The 15,146-nt window shown below is 72.4% G+C and carries 13 protein-coding genes; 6 read left to right on the top strand and 7 right to left on the bottom strand.

Annotation, left to right across the window (positions count from 1 at the left end):
* Positions 1-53 precede the first annotated feature (53 nt).
* Positions 54-944 (bottom strand): LysR family transcriptional regulator, encoded by an 891-nt coding sequence (locus ACZ4EF_RS28945; protein WP_401854155.1) that lies wholly within the window; start codon positions 942-944, stop codon positions 54-56.
* A gap of 96 nt (positions 945-1,040) precedes the next feature.
* Here ACZ4EF_RS28945 and ACZ4EF_RS28940 point away from each other — a divergent pair, with 96 nt between their 5' ends.
* Genes ACZ4EF_RS28940 through ACZ4EF_RS28930 form a run of 3 tightly spaced genes read left to right on the top strand, consistent with a single transcriptional unit; the run spans position 1,041 to position 4,545 of the window.
* Positions 1,041-1,745: a succinate dehydrogenase cytochrome b subunit gene (locus ACZ4EF_RS28940; RefSeq protein ID WP_355346013.1), complete on the top strand. Its 705-nt coding sequence runs from the start codon at positions 1,041-1,043 to the stop codon at positions 1,743-1,745.
* Between the two features lie 5 nt (positions 1,746-1,750).
* Positions 1,751-3,799, top strand: a complete 2,049-nt coding sequence (locus tag ACZ4EF_RS28935; protein WP_467507029.1) for a fumarate reductase/succinate dehydrogenase flavoprotein subunit — start codon at positions 1,751-1,753, stop codon at positions 3,797-3,799.
* On the top strand, positions 3,796-4,545 hold the full coding sequence (locus ACZ4EF_RS28930) for a succinate dehydrogenase/fumarate reductase iron-sulfur subunit (protein WP_355346019.1): 750 nt from the start codon (positions 3,796-3,798) through the stop codon (positions 4,543-4,545). The genes ACZ4EF_RS28935 and ACZ4EF_RS28930 overlap by 4 nt, the downstream gene beginning before the upstream one ends.
* Before the next feature lie 31 nt (positions 4,546-4,576).
* On the opposite strand, the gene ACZ4EF_RS28925 is transcribed toward ACZ4EF_RS28930, so the two are convergent.
* The gene (locus ACZ4EF_RS28925) at positions 4,577-4,798 is read right to left on the bottom strand and encodes a hypothetical protein (protein WP_188282053.1); all 222 of its coding nucleotides are present in this window, start codon (positions 4,796-4,798) and stop codon (positions 4,577-4,579) included.
* Positions 4,799-4,990: 192 nt separating this feature from the next.
* On the opposite strand from ACZ4EF_RS28925, the gene ACZ4EF_RS28920 reads away from it, so the two are divergent.
* The gene (locus tag ACZ4EF_RS28920) at positions 4,991-5,359 is read left to right on the top strand and encodes a DUF427 domain-containing protein (protein WP_355346023.1); all 369 of its coding nucleotides are present in this window, start codon (positions 4,991-4,993) and stop codon (positions 5,357-5,359) included.
* Positions 5,360-5,449: 90 nt separating this feature from the next.
* Here ACZ4EF_RS28920 and ACZ4EF_RS28915 read toward each other — a convergent pair whose 3' ends face one another.
* Together ACZ4EF_RS28915 and ACZ4EF_RS28910 are read right to left on the bottom strand one after the other, a co-directional pair.
* Positions 5,450-6,301 (bottom strand): hypothetical protein, encoded by an 852-nt coding sequence (locus ACZ4EF_RS28915; RefSeq protein ID WP_467507027.1) that lies wholly within the window; start codon positions 6,299-6,301, stop codon positions 5,450-5,452.
* Positions 6,301-7,581, bottom strand: coding sequence for a VWA domain-containing protein (locus ACZ4EF_RS28910; protein ID WP_401310811.1), 1,281 nt, complete (start codon positions 7,579-7,581; stop codon positions 6,301-6,303). The genes ACZ4EF_RS28915 and ACZ4EF_RS28910 overlap by 1 nt, the downstream gene beginning before the upstream one ends.
* Before the next feature lie 204 nt (positions 7,582-7,785).
* On the opposite strand from ACZ4EF_RS28910, the gene ACZ4EF_RS28905 reads away from it, so the two are divergent.
* The gene (locus ACZ4EF_RS28905) at positions 7,786-8,646 is read left to right on the top strand and encodes an SCO6745 family protein (protein WP_467507025.1); all 861 of its coding nucleotides are present in this window, start codon (positions 7,786-7,788) and stop codon (positions 8,644-8,646) included.
* Between the two features lie 58 nt (positions 8,647-8,704).
* On the opposite strand, the gene ACZ4EF_RS28900 is transcribed toward ACZ4EF_RS28905, so the two are convergent.
* A complete protein-coding gene (locus tag ACZ4EF_RS28900) occupies positions 8,705-9,727 on the bottom strand; it encodes a LacI family DNA-binding transcriptional regulator (protein ID WP_467507023.1) in 1,023 nt (340 codons plus the stop codon).
* A gap of 173 nt (positions 9,728-9,900) precedes the next feature.
* On the opposite strand from ACZ4EF_RS28900, the gene ACZ4EF_RS28895 reads away from it, so the two are divergent.
* A complete protein-coding gene (locus ACZ4EF_RS28895; protein ID WP_401722500.1) occupies positions 9,901-11,871 on the top strand; it encodes a discoidin domain-containing protein in 1,971 nt (656 codons plus the stop codon).
* Between the two features lie 74 nt (positions 11,872-11,945).
* Here the strand turns inward: ACZ4EF_RS28895 and ACZ4EF_RS28890 are convergent, their stop codons facing one another.
* Both ACZ4EF_RS28890 and ACZ4EF_RS28885 read right to left on the bottom strand, forming a co-directional pair.
* The gene (locus ACZ4EF_RS28890; protein ID WP_467507021.1) at positions 11,946-13,235 is read right to left on the bottom strand and encodes a benzoate/H(+) symporter BenE family transporter; all 1,290 of its coding nucleotides are present in this window, start codon (positions 13,233-13,235) and stop codon (positions 11,946-11,948) included.
* A complete protein-coding gene (locus tag ACZ4EF_RS28885) occupies positions 13,235-14,839 on the bottom strand; it encodes an amino acid adenylation domain-containing protein (RefSeq protein ID WP_401722494.1) in 1,605 nt (534 codons plus the stop codon). Before ACZ4EF_RS28885 ends, ACZ4EF_RS28890 begins: the two co-directional genes overlap by 1 nt.
* Positions 14,840-15,146: the final 307 nt, after the last annotated feature.

Genomic DNA, 15,146 nt, shown 5'->3' with positions numbered 1-15,146 from the left:
GGCCCGCTGGACCCTGGCGGCCGTCCCGCTGGACTGAGGTCTCCCGCGCGGCTTCAGGTCGCCCGGTGGGCCGCGGTCAGAAGGACTTCCTGGAGGACCCGGGCGGCCCGTGGCGGAGCCACGTCACTGCGGTGGGCCAGGGCGATGGTGCGGCGCAGCCCCGGCCGGGCCAGCGGTGTGACCCGCAGGTCGTGACCCGCGCGGGCGGCGACCATGCTGGGGACGACGCCCAGACCGAGTCCGGCCCGCACGAAGCCGAGCACGGCGTCCATCTCGCCGCCCTCGACGGTGAGGTAGGGCTCGAAGCCCGCGGAGCGGCAGGCGGCGAGGGTCAGGTCGCGCAGGTCGTAGCCGTGCCGGAACATCACCATCGGGCGGCCTTCGAGGTCGGCGATCCTGACCGGTGAGCGCGGCGGCTCGGCCGCGGCCGAGGAGATGACGACCAGATCCTCCTGGAAGAGCTCGACGGTGGTCAGGGCGGGCGACGGGTTCGGCAGCGGCAGCACCACCAGCGCCAGGTCGAGGCCGCCGCGCGCCAGCTCCCGTACGAGATCGTGCGACCCGCTCTCCTCGATCAGCAGCCGCACCCCGGGGTGCCGGTCGTGGAAGACGCGCAGCACGTCGGGGAGCAGGCCGGTGCACAGGCTCGGGGTGGCGCCGAGCCGGACCCGGCCGCGCCGCAGCTGGGCCAGTTCCAGCACCTCGTGGCGGGCGGTTTCGGCGTCGGCGAGGATCCGCCGGGCCAGCGGCAGCAGCGCCTCCCCGGCGTCGGTGAGCGCGATGTTGCCGCGCGCCCGGCTGAACAGGGGCGCGCCCAGCTCTGTCTCCAGCGCGCGGATCTGCTGGGACAGCGACGGCTGCGAGACATGCACTCGCTCGGCGGCGCGGGTGAAGTGCCGGGCGTCGGCGACGGCCACGAAGTACGCGAGCTGCTGGAACTGCATGGGTCCCACGATAACCCGGCGATAGGCCCAGGCTATGGACACGAGCCAGATCATGTCTTGGACCACTCGACTCCGGTGACCGTAACGTCTGTGGACATGGCACTGGCAACGCGGACGGACCGACGTCCGTCGATGGCGCGCACGGTCTGGGGCTCGACCGTCGGCAAGAAGACGATCATGGCGGTGAGCGGCCTGATCATGCTGCTGTACCTGGTCGTCCACATGTTCGGCAACCTCAAGATCTTCTTCGGGTCCGGCAGCTTCAACGAGTACGCGCACTGGCTGCGCACCATCGGCGAGCCGTTCCTGCACTACGAGTGGGCGCTGTGGATCATCCGCGTCGTGCTGGTCGCCGCCGTCGTGCTGCACGGCGTGTGCGCGTACCAGCTCAGCCGCCTCGACCGGCGCGCCCGGCCGGTCGCCTACGCCCATCCGCGACCGCGCGCCAGCTACGCCACCCGCACCATGCGCTGGGGCGGCGTGATCCTGCTGCTGTTCATCGTCTGGCACATCCTCGACCTGACCACCGGCACCGTGCAGCGCGGCTTCGTGCCCGGCCACCCGTACCAGAACGTCGTGGCCGCCTTCCACGACTGGTGGAACAACGTCATCTACATCGTGGCGATGCTCGCCCTCGGCCTGCACATCAGGCACGGCTTCTGGAGCGCCGCCCAGACCCTCGGCGCGGGCAGTGCCACCCGTGACCGGGTGCTCAAGGCCACCGCGAACGCACTCGCACTGGTGCTGACGGCCGGCTTCATCGCCGTACCCGTCGGCGTCATGACCGGAATCGTGAGCTGACTGACATGCCCGAGACGCCCGAGACGCCCGAGACCCCCGACAGCCCCGAGCTTTCCGCGACGACCGCCGCGACCGACGCCGCGCCCGCGCCGTCCGACTACGCGCCGTCCGACTACGCGCGGTACGCGACCGGCGAGCCCCTCGCCGACACCAAGGCACCCGAAGGCCCGATCGAGGACCGCTGGGACACCCGCCGCTTCACCGCGAAGCTGGTCAACCCCGCCAACCGCCGCAAGCACACCGTGATCGTCGTCGGCACCGGGCTCGCGGGCGGCTCCGCGGGCGCCACGCTCGCCGAACAGGGCTACCACGTCGTGCAGTTCTGCTACCAGGACTCCCCGCGCCGCGCCCACTCGATCGCCGCGCAGGGCGGCATCAACGCCGCGAAGAACTACCGCAACGACGGCGACTCCGTCCACCGGCTCTTCTACGACACCGTCAAGGGCGGCGACTTCAGGGCCCGCGAGTCCAACGTCCGCCGCCTCGCCCAGATCTCGGTGGAGATCATCGACCAGTGCGTCGCGCAGGGCGTGCCCTTCGCCCGTGAGTACGGCGGCCTGCTCGACACCCGCTCCTTCGGCGGCGTCCAGGTCTCCCGCACCTTCTACGCCCGCGGCCAGACCGGCCAGCAACTGCTGCTCGGCGCCTACCAGGCGCTCTCCCGGCAGATCGCCGCGGGCAATGTCGAGATGCACCCGCGGACCGAAATGCTCGACCTGATCGTCATCGACGGCAGGGCCCGCGGCATCGTCGCCCGCGACCTGATCACCGGCGAGATCCGCAGCCACTTCGCGGACGCCGTGGTGCTGGCCTCCGGCGGCTACGGCAACGTCTTCTACCTGTCGACCAACGCCATGAACTCCAACGCGACCGCCGTCTGGCGGGCGCACCGGCGCGGCGCGTACTTCGCCAACCCCTGCTTCACCCAGATCCACCCCACCTGCATCCCGCGCACCGGCGACCACCAGTCCAAGCTCACGCTGATGAGCGAGTCGCTGCGCAACGACGGCCGGATCTGGGTGCCGCGCACCAAGGGCGACACCCGCTCGCCCGGCGAGATCCCCGAGGACGAGCGCGACTACTACCTGGAGCGGATCTACCCCTCCTTCGGCAACCTCGTACCGCGCGACATCGCCTCCCGCGCCGCGAAGAACGTCTGCGACGAGGGCCGCGGCGTCGGCCCCGGCGGCCAGGGCGTCTACCTGGACTTCGCCGACGCCATCGCGCGGATGGGCCGCAGGGCGGTCGAGGAGAAGTACGGCAACCTCTTCGAGATGTACGCGCGGATCACCGCCGAGGACCCGTACGAGGTCCCGATGCGGATCTACCCGGCCGTGCACTACACGATGGGCGGCCTGTGGGTGGACTACGACCTCCAGACCACCGTGCCCGGCCTCTTCGCGATCGGCGAGGCCAACTTCTCCGACCACGGCGCCAACCGGCTCGGCGCCTCCGCGCTGATGCAGGGCCTGGCCGACGGCTACTTCGTGCTGCCGGCCACCATCAACGACTACCTGGCCCGCCACCCGGGGCGCGAGGAGATCGGCGCCGAACACCCCGTCGTCCAGGAGGTCCTCGCGGAGACCGAGGACCGGCTCAATCTGCTCCTCGCCGTCGACGGCGACCGCACCGCCGACTCCTTCCACCGCGAGATCGGCGAGCTGATGTGGGAGTTCTGCGGGATGGCCAGGACGGAGGAGGGGCTGCGCAAGGCGCTGGACCGGATTCCGCAGATCCGGGACGAATTCTGGCGCCGGATCAAGGTGCCGGGCAGCGGCGCGGAGTTCAACCAGTCGCTGGAGCGCGCCAACCGCGTCGTGGACTACCTGGAGCTGGCCGAGCTGATGTGCCTCGACGCGCTGCACCGCGCCGAGTCCTGCGGCGGCCACTTCCGCGAGGAGTCCCAGACCCCGGACGGCGAGGCCGCCCGCCGGGACGAGGAGTTCTCCTACGCCGCCGCGTGGGAGTTCACCCGGACCGGCGACGCGCCCGTCCTGCACAAGGAAGACCTCGTCTTCGATTACGTCCACCCCACCCAGCGGAGCTACGCATGAAGCTCACCCTGCGCGTCTGGCGCCAGAAGAACACCGAAGCGCCCGGCGCCATGGCCACCTACCAGGTCGACGACGTCTCACCCGACATGTCGTTCCTGGAAATGCTCGACACGCTCAACGAACGGCTCACCGTCGAGGGCGAGGACCCGGTCGCCTTCGACCACGACTGCCGTGAGGGCATCTGCGGCGCGTGCAGCCTGGTGATCAACGGCGACGCGCACGGCCCGGAGCGCACCACGAGCTGCCAGCTCCACATGCGGTCCTTCCGGGACGGCGACACCATCGACGTCGAGCCGTGGCGGGCCGCCGCCTTCCCCGTCGTCCGCGACCTGGTCGTGGACCGCTCGTCGTTCGACCGGATCATCCAGTCCGGCGGCTACGTCAGCGTGCCCACCGGCGCGGCGCCCGAAGCACACGCCACGCCCGTACCCAAGGCCGCCGCCGACTCCGCGTTCGAACACGCCGAGTGCATCGGCTGCGGCGCCTGCGTCGCCGCCTGCCCCAACGGCTCCGCGATGCTCTTCACCTCCGCGAAGGTCAACCACCTCAACGTGCTGCCGCAGGGCGCGCCGGAGCGCGAGACCCGTGTCCTCGACATGGTCGCGCGGATGGACGAGGAGGGATTCGGCGGCTGCACGCTCACGGGGGAGTGCGCCACCGCCTGCCCCAAGGGCATCCCGCTGACCTCGATCACCGCGATGAACAAGGAGTGGCTGCGGGCGGCCCGCAAGGTCCCACGCCGTTAGGAACCTTCGGGGTCCCCACGCCGTTGGAACCTCAGAGGTTGGTGAGCTTGGTGTACGGGCTCATGATGCGCTTCTGGAGCGAGCCGAAGTCGACGATCACCGCGACGCCTTCCTCGACTCCGGTGACCCGGCCGAGGCCGTACACATCGTGGGTGACCCGATTGCCCACGGCGAACTCCTTCGGTGGCGGCGCCACCGGGGCTTTGAAGGGACTGGTGGGCAAAAAGCGCTTCGCTGCATCAGGCTTTGTCATTGTCACCAGTATGCGCCAGTCGGCGGTCCGATTGTCCCGTCGGACGACGCATCTGCGACTACCCGCCAGCCGTCCTTGACCCGTATAGACCTGTCTGTCTACCCTCGGTGGGTATCGCCCAGGACAGGCGGACCGCGGCAGATCCCCCCAGGTCACCTCGGGTCCATCCAGGTTCTACTCATGGAGCCCCCCATGGCACGCACGGTCAAGACACCCGGTCCCGACCACCCCATCACGGTCGAGCCGAACCCGGAGCGCATCGTGGTCAGGGCCGCGGGCAAGGTCATCGCCGACACCACCCACGCCCTGACCCTGCGCGAGGCCGACTACCCGCCGGTGCAGTACATCCCGCTCGCCGACGTCGAGGCCGACGCCCTGCGCCCCACCGAGTCCCAGACGTACTGCCCCTACAAGGGCGACGCCTCCTACTACTCCCTCGTGACCGCGGACGGCGAGATCACCGACGCGGTGTGGACGTACGAGAAGCCGTACGACGCGGTCGGCACGATCGCCGGACACGTCGCCTTCTACCCGCAGCACGTCGAGGTCGCCGCGCGGTAGCGCTCGCGTGGCAGTGGCCGCGTGGCAGCCGTCGCACGCGAGAAAGGAGGGCCCGTCCGGTCGGACGGGCCCTCCTCGCGTGCCGCTGCCTCAGTCCCGGTATCCCACGGGCTCGCGGGGCCGCTCAGGGGTGCGCGGGTCCCGCCGAGACCGGATCGGACCCCGGGCGAGTCGGTGCGCGCCCAGACCGGCCAGAGCGGCCAGCAGACCGCCGCCGCCGGTCCACAGCCAGCGCGGCGACCACCAGGTGCCCGCCCAGCCGTCGGCCGGCGCCACATGCGGCGCGTACGCCGACACCACGGGCGTCACCGAGCCGTCGACCGCCTGCTGCCCGGCCGTGCCCTCCGAGGTGGCCTTCACGGCCGCCTTGACCGGCTGGCCGAGGTCGGCCGCGGGCAGGTCGAGCACGGTCAGCCGCAGGAAGTAGCCGCCGCGCAGCGGATCGTTGGACCAGGTGTCGGCCCACGAGCGGATCGCTCGCAGGTGGCAGACCAGCTCGACCGAGCCCGCGTCGGCCGCCATGGACCTGCTCTGCGCGCCGTATCTGCACGGCTGGCGGCGCCGCAGCCCGTCGTACACATCGAGCTGCCAGGTGGACGCTCCGTGCCGGGCCGCGGTCTCGGGGAAGGTGACGGTGGCCTTCACCGTCACGTTCTGCCCGCTGTCGGCGGGGAACGTCCAGTACAGGTAGTCGCCCGCCGACGCGTCCGCGGTCGCCTCCTGCCCCTGCCGGACGACGGTGGCGGTACGGAAACTCGTCCCCGCCTCCGTCGGCGCGGTGTCGCCGTCGCCGGGAGCGGCCGTACCCGTGCTCGCGCTCGGGTCGGCCGACGGGTCGTCGGCGACCGCGCCGCCCGCGCTCAGGGCCAGCGCCGCGGCGGCCAGCAGCCCCGCCGCGGTGACCGTCAGCAGTCGTACGGCCTTACGTGGTGACGTACGCATCAGACGGTCCTCCCCGTGTTCAGACGCCAGCGGGACACCCAGCCCGACAGCAGGCCGAGGACCGCGCCGGCCACGGCCAGCGTGCCCAGCAGCCACCAGCCGCGCCCGAGGCCGAAGAAGGCCACGTCGGAGGGCTGGTCGGGGGAGTCCACCAGGTCGATGGAGAGCTCCACCGGCAGACCGGGGGTGGTCTTGACCGACGGCGCGGCCGAGAAGGAGTTGCCGACCTGGAGGCAGACCGTCTCCGGCGGGGTGTCGGAGTCCGCGTGCGGCTTGGGGTAGCGGATACCGGCGGACACGACGTCGGTACGGCCGGTGCCACCCTCGTCGTCCCTGACGATCTCCCGGCCGTGCGTGGTCACGCCACGCAGCAGGACGCCGTAGTTCGCGTTCACCGCGCGGTCGGCGGAGACGCTCACCGAGGCGCGCAGCTCCTGCCCCGGCGGCACGTCCACCCGGTACCAGCGGTTCTCCGAGAACAGCTCGCGGTCGGTGTAGATCCCCGCCTTGAGCTGCGGCGCGTCCGCGCACTGCGCGGCGCCCCGGGTGGCCACCGGAGCCACCACGGCGTCGGTGCTGCGGCCCACCAACTGCTTCACCTTGGTGGTGAGCTGCTGCCGGTGCTGGACGGCGGTGTACGTGCCGCCGGTCGCCTCCGCGATGCACGTCAACTGGTTACGGGTCGAGGAGTCCGGGATCAGGCCCAGGGTGTCGATGACCAGATGGATGCCCTTGGCGGCGATGTCCCGCGCGACGTCGCACGGGTTGAGCGGCGCGCAGGTGTCCTCGCCGTCGGTGATCAGCACCAGGCGGCGGGTGCCGTCGCCGCCCTGGAGATCGTCGGCCGCCTTGAGCAGCGCGGGGCCGATCGGCGTCCAGCCGGTGGGCGCCAGCGTCGCCACCGCGGCCTTGGCCTCGGTGCGGTTCAGCGGGCCGACCGGGTAGAGCTGCCGGGTGTCCTTGCACCCGGTCTTGCGGTCGTTGCCCGGATAGTCGGCGCCGAGCGTCCTGATGCCCAGCTCCACGTTCTCCGGCACCGAGTCCAGCACGTCGTCGAACGCCTGCTTCGCGGCGGCCATCCGCGACTGCCCGTCGATGTCCTTCGCCCGCATGGAGCCGCTGACATCGAGCAGCAGTTCCACCTTCGGGGCGGCTTGCGCCGTCGGCGTCGCCGGTGTCGTGGGTTCGTCGGCGACCGCGCTCGCGGGCAGCAGACCGCAAGCCAGGACGACCAGCAGGCCGCAGCCAACTCCGGCCGTCAGTAACCTTCTTATGATCATCGCCGGATCGTAGTGAAGGTAGTGTCAAAACCTGAAGTCGGCCGGTCAGTGGCCGGTGCGGGACCGTGCCAAAGCGGACGGACGAGGACGGACCACGGGCGGGGACGACGAGCGCGCGCCGGGCCGGGGAGCCGCCGGGGCCGCGCGCCGGCAGGTGGTGCGCCGGGGGTGGACGTGCGCGGCGATCTCAGTAAAGTGGCGGATATGACGCTACTGGCCGGTAGGAAATGTTTCCGGGTGCTCGAACCGCTGCACTCGATGGTGTACTTCGCGCCCGAGACGCAGGCGGCGCTGGTCGCGGCCGGGCTGGAGAACAACCGCATGTGCTACTTCGCGGGCCGCGCCGCCGCCCTCGGCCCGGTCGGCCCCGCCGTGGTGACGAGCACTTTCTACAACTTCAGCCCGTCCCTGGTGGCCCGGCACATCCCGCTCGCCTGGACCCTGGCCGCCCCCGAGGACATCACCGCGGCGCGGCTGCGCGCGGTCGACGCCGTACAGCGCCGTCTGCTCGGCGACGCCGTCGACTCCCCGGAGATGGCCGAGGCCGCCGAACTCGCCCAGCGGGCCGCCGAGGCGTGCACCGGCGGCGACCGTATCCTCTACGCCGCCCACGCGGCCCTGCCGTCGCCGAAGGAGCCGCACCTGGCCTTCTGGCACGCCACCACGCTGCTGCGCGAGTACCGCGGCGACGGACACCTCGCCGTCCTGCTCTGCGCCGAACTCGACGGCCTGGAAGCCCTCGTCACCCACACCGCGACCGGCAAGGGCTTCCTGCCGGGCTTCGCCAGGACCCACCGCGGCTGGAGCGAGCAGGAGTGGGACGCGGCCGTCGCCCGGCTGCGCGACCGCGGCCTTCTCGACGCCGAAGGCTCGCTCACCGACCAGGGCGTCGAACTGCGCCGCCACATCGAGTCCGAGACCGACCGTCTCGGCCGCGCCCCCTACGAGCACCTCGGCGAGGCCGGCACCGCCCGTCTGACCGAGATCGCCCAGGGCCTCACCATGCGCGCGCTGGCCGCGGGCGCCTTCCCCGAGGGCGTCTTCGCGACCGACCCCAAGCGCTGACGCACCTGTCGCCGACTCCGAGCGGGCCACCGGCCCCGGACGCCCGCCCCCCCCCGCGTCAGCGGGGAGGCGCCGGGGCCGGGCCCGTCGAGCCGCGGACCACCAGGTGGGTGGCCAGTTCGACGTGGAGGGTGTCGACCGTGTGGCGGTCCAGGAGCCGCATCAGCAGGGAGACCGCCATCCGGCCCATCTCTTCGAGCGGCTGGCGGACGGTGGTGAGGCGGGGCACGGTGCTGCGGCTGAGGTCGATGTCGTCGAAGCCGGTGATGGAGAGGTCCTCGGGGACGCGCAGGCCGCGTTCGTAGGCGGCGCGCAGCGCGCCGACGGCGGCCTTGTCGTTGAACGCGACCAGCGCGGTCGGGGGTTGGGGGAGGTCGAGGAGTTCGCAGGCGGCCCCGTAGCCCCAGTCGGCGGTCGGCTCGATGCTGCGCAGGAGTTCGGGGGAGGGCAGCACCCCGGCGTCGGCGAGGGCCGAAGTGTGGCCCGCGAGACGGGACTTGCTGGCGAGCCAGTCGCCCGGTCCGCCGATGACGCCGATCCGGCGGTGGCCGAACTCCACCAGGTGCGCGGTGACACTGCGGGCCGCGGCGAGGTTGGCGGCCGAGACCGAGGCGATGTCGCGGGGGAGCGGGGTGCGCGGGTCGACGACCACGAAGGGGAACTCCTGGGCCCGCAGGACCTCCAACTCCCTTTCCGGCTCGGGCGGGACGATGAGGATCGCGCCCGCGATGCCCGGGTCGCCCGGCAGCCCCGGCAGCACCTGGACCTCGCGCGCCGCGTCGCCCGCGCTGAGCACCACGCGCCTGCCGTGCAGGTCCAGCGTCTCGGCGATCGAGGAGACGATCACACCGAAGTAGTCGGTGAGGACATACGGGCAGCGCACGTAGATCGCGCCGTCCGCCGCGCCGCGCCGGACGGGGGCCGGGGCCCCCAGTCGTTCGACCGCCCGGCGGACCAGCGCCTGGGTGTCGGGGGCCACGTTGGCCTGTCCTGTCATGACCCGCGACACGGTGGCGATGGAGACGCCCGCCTCCGCCGCGATGGCGCGGACCGTCACGCGGGTGCCCGGTGACCTAGCCAACTGTTACACCCGTTCGTTTCATATGCGCAGCTTAGCGCCCCGACCCATCAGGGTCACGGCAGGATCGGTACAAGGCATTGACAGCGCACGCCGCCGACCGCTTACCTGATTTTCGCCACGGTTCCAGAAAATGTTTCATTCCGTTTCAGAGTGAGTGCTGCCCGAGGAGAACGATGAGGAGACGCGCCGTAGGTGCCGCCGCTGCCACAGCCGCCGCACTCTGCCTGGCCTGCGTACCGGCCGCCCAGACGGCCGCCGTCACCCCGACGGCCGCCACCGCGGCCTCCCCCTCCCGCCCGGCGCCGCCACCCCGCGCCCAGGTGTGGCTGACCACGGCCGACGGCGCCCAGGAACTACGGCAGCAGGCGCCGGTCGACTTCGGCCGGGGACCGTCCGACCTCACCACCATCACCGTCGACCCGAACCAGAGCTACCAGAGCGTGGACGGCTTCGGCGGCGCGCTCACCGACTCCTCGGCCGCCGTCCTGAGCCGACTGCCGCGCACGACGCGGGACTCCGCGATGCGGCAGCTCTTCGACCCCGCCCGCGGCATCGGCGTCAGCTTCCTGCGCCAGCCCATCGGCTCCTCCGACTTCACGGCCGCCGCCGCCCACTACACCTACGACGACATGCCCGCGGGGCAGACCGACTTCGCGCTGCGCCACTTCAGCATCGCGCACGACCAACGGCAGATCCTGCCGCTGCTGCGCCAGGCGAAGCGGCTCAACCCCCGGCTCACCGTCATGGCCACGCCCTGGAGCCCGCCCGCGTGGATGAAGGACGGCGACTCGCTGGTCGGCGGCCACCTCAAGGACGACCCCAAGGTCTACGACGCCTACGCCCGCTACCTGGTGAAATTCGTCCAGGCGTACGCGGCGGCGGGCGTGCCCGTCGACTACCTGACGGTGCAGAACGAGCCGCAGAACCGTAAGCCCTCCGCTTACCCCGGCACCGACCTGCCCGTGCAGGCGCAGGTCAAGGTGATCGAGGCGCTGGGACCGCTGCTGCACCGGGCCAGCCCGCGCACCAAGATCCTCGCCTACGACCACAACTGGACCACGCACCCCGACGACATCAAGACCGCCGAGCAGATGGGCGAGGACCCGCAGACCGACTACCCGTACGAGGTGCTGGACAGCCCGGCCGCCCGGTGGATCGCGGGCACCGCCTACCACTGCTACTCGGGCGACCCCAGCGCGCAGAGCGCGCTGCACGACGCGCACCCCGACAAGGGCATCTGGTTCACGGAGTGCTCCGGCTCGCACGGCGCGACCGACACGCCCGCGCAGATCTTCCGCGGCACGCTGACCTGGCACGCGCGCACGATCACCGTCGGCACCACGCGCAACTGGGCGAAGTCCGTCGCCGACTGGAACCTCGCGCTGGACGCCGACGGCGGCCCGCACAACGGCGGCTGCGACACCTGCACCGCCCTGCTGACCGTCCAGCCGGACGGCACGGTCACCCGCAGCGCCGAGTTCTTCACCATCGGCCACCTGTCGAAGTTCGTCCGGCCGGGCGCGGTACGGATCGGCAGCACCAACTACGGCACGACCGGCTGGAACGGCCAGCTCACCGATGTCGCCTTCCGCAACCCCGACGGCTCCACCGCGCTCGTCGTGCACAACGAGAACGACGACCCGCGCTCCTTCGCCGTCGCCGTCGGCGACCGGACCTTCGCATACTCCCTGCCCGGCGGTGCGCTGGCGACCTTCACGTGGCCCAGGTCGGCTGATCTGACCAGCCGGTCGCACGCGGTGCCGCTGAACGGCGCGAGCGCCACCTCCCAGCCCGCCGGGCAGGGCGCCCCCGACCTCGCGATCGACGCCGACGGCTCGACCCGCTGGTCCAGCGGCGCGGCCCAGACCCCCGGTCAGTACGTGCAGATCGACCTCAAGAAGCGCACCGCGTTCTCCCGCGTCGCCGTCGACAGCGGCGACAACCTCGGCGACTACGCCCGCGGCTGGCAGATCTCGACCAGCGACGACGCCGTCACCTGGCGGACGGCCGCCGCCGGTACGGGAACCGGGCAGCTCACCGTCGCCGACCTGCCCCGTACGACCACGGCACGCTATGTGCGCGTCACATCGACGGGCACGGCGGCCAACTGGTGGAGCCTGGCCGATCTGCGGCTCTACCGCTGAGCCGAGGCGTTCAGACCCGACGCGTCACCCCGGGGCAGCCGCGACCTCCAGGAGGTCGCGGCTGCCGCCGCGTGTCACGCGTCCGCCTCCGGTACGGGACGCGCCGCCGCCTCCGGCCCGGCGTCCGCCGCTGCCGCCCGCTCCGTCCGGTGCGCCTGCCACTGCCTCGTCGCGTACAGCGCGCCGCCCGCGCCCAGGCCCCAGAAGGCGCCGCTGACGCCGAAGAAGGTCACGCCCGAGACGGTGACGACGAGCGTGACGACCGCCGACTCGCGGTTGTCGGCGTCGGCCATCGCGCCGGTCAGGGAATTGCCGAGGGCGCCGAGCAGCGCGAGTCCCGCGACGGCCTCGATGACATTGGGCGGTGAGGCGTTGACGAAGGCGACCGCCGCCGCCGCGCCCAGGCCCAGCAGGATGTACGCGCCGCCGGCGACGACCGCGGCCCGGTACCGCTTGCGCGGGTCGGGCCCCGCCTCCTCGCCCGCGCACAGCGCGGCGGTGATCGCCGCCAGGTTGACCGCGTGCCCGCCGAAGGGCGCCGACAGCAGGCTGAAGACGCCGGTCCAGCCAAACAGCGGCCCCGGCTCCGGGTGGTAGCCGTTGACATTGAGCACCGCGATGCCGGGGATGTTCTGCGACGCCATCGTCACCACGTACAGCGGCAGCGCGATGCCGATCACCGCGGAGGCGGTGAAGTGCGGGGTGACCAGCACCGGGTGCGGCCACAGCGGGCCGAGCGCGGCCGTGTCGATGTGCGTGGTGGCGGCGATCAGGACGACGGCCACGACCACCGCGGCGGGCACCGCGTACAGCTTCCGGACGCTGCCGACGACCGCCCAGGCGAGGATCACACCGAGGCCCACCGCCGGGTCGGACTTGACCGCGTGCGCCGGAGCCAGGCACAGCGGCAGCAGGATGCCCGCGAGCATCGCGTTCGCCAGCGGCTTCGGGATCGCCGAGACCCACCGGCCGAGGGGCTTCCACAGCCCGGAGATCACGACGAGCACCCCCGTGAGCAGGAACGCGCCCACGGCCGCCGCGAATCCGCCGTGCGTACCCGCGGAGCCCGCCAGCAGCGCCGCGCCCGGCGTCGACCAGGCGATGCTGATCGGCAGCCGGGAGCGCAGGCTCAGGTAGATCGCGCACAGGCCCATCGCCACGCACAGCGCCATCAGTCCCGACGCGGCCTCGGCGTGCGACGCGCCGACCTTGGTGAGCCCTTCGAGCACCACCGCGAAGGAGCTGGAGAAGCCGACGAAGGCGGCGATCAGGCCCGCCGTCGAGGCCCGGAGGAGGCCGGAGCGCGCGGAGTCACCGCCGGGCTCGTCCCGGACGGGCTCCGGGGCGGTGGTGCGGACGGGCATCAGGTCTCCTCCGGGGCCGGCCGGCGCGCGTGGGCGGCGAGCAGGGCCGTGCGGTCGATCTTGCCGCTGGCGGTCAACGGCAGGGTGTCACAGAGCTGGATGCGGGCCGGGACCATGAAGCCGGGCAGCAGCGCGCGCAGATGGGCGCGGAGCGCCTGCGGGGTGCAGGCCGGGTCGTCGGTGACGACGAACGCCCACACCGGCTTCTCGCCGCGGGCGCTCGCGGTGACGAAGCTGCGCCGGACGGCCGGGTGCCGGTCCAGATGGTGGGCGATCTCGCCCAGTTCGATGCGGTAGCCGTTCACCTTCACCTGGTCGTCCCTGCGGCCGTGGAACACCGCCGCTCCGTCCGCCCGCAGATGCCCGTAGTCGCCCGTCCGGTACAGCCGTTCGCGTACGCCGTCGACCTCGCGCTCCACGAACAGCCGGGCGGTCAGCTCCGGCATCCCCAGATATCCGGGCGACAGACCGTCCCCCGCCAGCCAGATCTCGCCCGGCCGCCCCGGCTCGCACAGCTCACCGCCGTCGTCGCCGTCCGTGTCGATCACGTACAGGCGGGTGTTCTGGATCGGCCGGCCGATCGGCAGTTCCGCCGCGTCGGCGGGGAGCGCGTCGACCCGGTGGTACGTGGCGAAGGTGGTCGACTCGGTCGGTCCGTAGACGTGCACCAGGCGGCCGGGGCCGTAGCGGCGTACGGCCTGCGCCAGCCGCGGCACCGAGGCGCGCTCGCCGCCGGTCAGCACGGTGGCCACCGTGTCGAGGGCTTCGGGCGCCTCGTCCAGCACGGAGTTGAACAGCGCCGTGGTCAGGAACAGCACATTGACCCGGCTCTCGCGCAGCACCCGCCCCAGCTTCGACAGGCTCAGCCGCGCGTCGGGGTAGAGCACGCAGGTGCCGCCGGTCAGCAGCGCGCCCCAGATCTCGAAGGTCGCCGCGTCGAAGGTCACCGGCGCCAGTTGCAGCAGCCTGCCGCCCTCGCCGAGCCGGGCGTAGCGGGCGCCGGACACCAGCCGGACCACACCGCGGTGCCGGACCGGCACCCCCTTGGGGCGGCCGGTCGAACCCGAGGTGAAGTTGACGTACGCGACGGCGTCGCCCGCGACCTCGACCTCCGGGCCGCGCTCGCTCTCCGCGACACCGCCCCGCGTCACCGGGACGGTCCGGCAGCCGTCGAGCCGGTCGGCCAGCTCCGCCGGCCGGTCGGTGAGCACCCACCGGCAGTCGGCGTCCGACAGCAGCGCGCGCAGCCGCTCGTCCGGCCAGGACGCGTCGAACGGCAGGTAGCAGCCGCCGCATTTGAGGACGGCGAGCAGCGCGACGACCAGTTCGGGAGAGCGGTCGAGGCACACGCCGACGGTCGCGCCCGGCGGGAGTCCGCGCGCCAGCAGGTCACGGGCGAGGCCGTTGGCGAGGCGGTCGAGCTGCCCGTAGCCGACCGTGCGCGCGCCCTGTTCGACCGCGGGCGCTTCGGGCCGCAGCCGCGCGCGCTCCTCGAACAGCGCGGGCACACCGCTGTCGCGCGGATAGCCGACCGCCGTGGCGTTGATCTGCCGGTGCGCGGCCAGGGCCGCCTCGGACGCGGTCACCCGGCGCAGCGCCGACACCTCCGGACGGATACGGCGTGCCGTCGGCGGTGTGCTCGACGAACCATCACGTCCCGCGCTTTCCCAGGCTCGGCGTTTGCTTGACCACCGGGCCCGCGCGCCGTGGCAGGTGACAACGGCGAAGGGGACGGCTCGGGCATCGTAATCCGCGGCCCCGAAGGAGCGCGCGCCAATTCCGATACCCGGACCGTCCCCGGCGCCGGGGGGGGGGGGGGGGGGGGGGGGGGGGTGGGCCGCTCCCGGGGAAGGAGGTTGTGATTTGGGGAGAGGGGAGTGGTCGCGTTCCTTTTGTTCGCGGGCTCGCTCT

The organism is Streptomyces sp. NPDC025721 (genome assembly GCF_055558595.1).
The sequence above is the reverse complement of the archived record's forward strand: the minus strand, read 5'-3'. Positions and strand labels throughout refer to the sequence as shown.

Coding starts and splice junctions, on each gene's coding strand:
- ACZ4EF_RS28945 (WP_401854155.1), bottom strand. CDS start 944: ATGCAGTTCCAGCAGCTCGCGTACTTCGTGGCCGTCGCCGACGCCCGG.
- ACZ4EF_RS28940 (WP_355346013.1), top strand. CDS start 1,041: ATGGCACTGGCAACGCGGACGGACCGACGTCCGTCGATGGCGCGCACG.
- ACZ4EF_RS28935 (WP_467507029.1), top strand. CDS start 1,751: ATGCCCGAGACGCCCGAGACGCCCGAGACCCCCGACAGCCCCGAGCTT.
- ACZ4EF_RS28930 (WP_355346019.1), top strand. CDS start 3,796: ATGAAGCTCACCCTGCGCGTCTGGCGCCAGAAGAACACCGAAGCGCCC.
- ACZ4EF_RS28925 (WP_188282053.1), bottom strand. CDS start 4,798: ATGACAAAGCCTGATGCAGCGAAGCGCTTTTTGCCCACCAGTCCCTTC.
- ACZ4EF_RS28920 (WP_355346023.1), top strand. CDS start 4,991: ATGGCACGCACGGTCAAGACACCCGGTCCCGACCACCCCATCACGGTC.
- ACZ4EF_RS28915 (WP_467507027.1), bottom strand. CDS start 6,301: ATGCGTACGTCACCACGTAAGGCCGTACGACTGCTGACGGTCACCGCG.
- ACZ4EF_RS28910 (WP_401310811.1), bottom strand. CDS start 7,581: ATGATCATAAGAAGGTTACTGACGGCCGGAGTTGGCTGCGGCCTGCTG.
- ACZ4EF_RS28905 (WP_467507025.1), top strand. CDS start 7,786: ATGACGCTACTGGCCGGTAGGAAATGTTTCCGGGTGCTCGAACCGCTG.
- ACZ4EF_RS28895 (WP_401722500.1), top strand. CDS start 9,901: ATGAGGAGACGCGCCGTAGGTGCCGCCGCTGCCACAGCCGCCGCACTC.
- ACZ4EF_RS28890 (WP_467507021.1), bottom strand. CDS start 13,235: ATGCCCGTCCGCACCACCGCCCCGGAGCCCGTCCGGGACGAGCCCGGC.